Genomic DNA, 1312 nt, shown 5'->3' on the forward strand with positions numbered 1-1312 from the left:
TGCTCTTTAACAATCCGGAACAAGCTGAAAATTGAAACGACGTGTTGGTTCATTTCTCCGTAATAAGAAATGAATAACAACATGTTCGAGTCTCTCAAATGCTTACAGTCCCGAGCGTTGCAAAACGCCTGTGGGTTGTGAGGTTAAGCGACTAAGCGTACACGGTGGATGCCCTGGCAGTCAGAGGCGATGAAGGACGTGCTAATCTGCGTAAAGCGTCGGTAAGGTGATATGAACCGCTACAGCCGACGATGTCCGAATGGGGAAACCCGGTGCACTCAGTGCATCATCGCAACATGAATACATAGTGTTGCGAGGCGAACCTGGGGAACTGAAACATCTAAGTACCCAGAGGAAAAGAAATCAACCGAGATTCCCCCAGTAGCGGCGAGCGAACGGGGAACAGCCCAGAACCTGAATCAGTTTGTGCGTTAGTGGAAGCGTCTGGAAAGTCGCACGATACCGGGTGATAGTCCCGTACACGAAAGTGCACAGATTGTGAGTTCGAAGAGTAGGGCGGGACACGTGGTATCCTGTCTGAATATGGGGGGACCATCCTCCAAGGCTAAATACTCCTGACTGACCGATAGTGAACCAGTACCGTGAGGGAAAGGCGAAAAGAACCCCGGCGAGGGGAGTGAAACAGAACCTGAAACCGTGTACGTACAAGCAGTGGGAGCCTCATTTATGGGGTGACTGCGTACCTTTTGTATAATGGGTCAGCGACTTATATTCTGTAGCAAGGTTAACCGTATAGGGGAGCCGCAGGGAAACCGAGTCTTAACTGGGCGTTAAGTTGCAGGGTATAGACCCGAAACCCGGTGATCTAGCCATGGGCAGGTTGAAGGTTGGGTAACACTAACTGGAGGACCGAACCGACTAATGTTGAAAAATTAGCGGATGACTTGTGGCTGGGGGTGAAAGGCCAATCAAACCGGGAGATAGCTGGTTCTCCCCGAAAGCTATTTAGGTAGCGCCTCGTGAACTCATCTCCGGGGGTAGAGCACTGTTTCGGCTAGGGGGCCATCCCGGCTTACCAACCCGATGCAAACTGCGAATACCGGAGAATGTTATCACGGGAGACACACGGCGGGTGCTAACGTCCGTCGTGAAGAGGGAAACAACCCAGACCGCCAGCTAAGGTCCCAAAGTCATGGTTAAGTGGGAAACGATGTGGGAAGGCACAGACAGCCAGGATGTTGGCTTAGAAGCAGCCATCATTTAAAGAAAGCGTAATAGCTCACTGGTCGAGTCGGCCTGCGCGGAAGATGTAACGGGGCTAAACCATGCACCGAAGCTGCGGCAGCGACGC

The 1312-nt window shown here is 52.1% G+C and carries 1 rRNA gene; it reads left to right on the plus strand.

The window, feature by feature from the left end:
• Window positions 1–141: 141 nt before the first annotated feature.
• Window positions 142–1312 (plus strand): 23S ribosomal RNA (locus WFL93_RS24065); the annotation flags it as partial.

Source organism: Pantoea sp. USHLN256, assembly GCF_037149875.1.
In the GTDB taxonomy this organism is placed as follows: domain Bacteria; phylum Pseudomonadota; class Gammaproteobacteria; order Enterobacterales; family Enterobacteriaceae; genus Pantoea; species Pantoea nemavictus.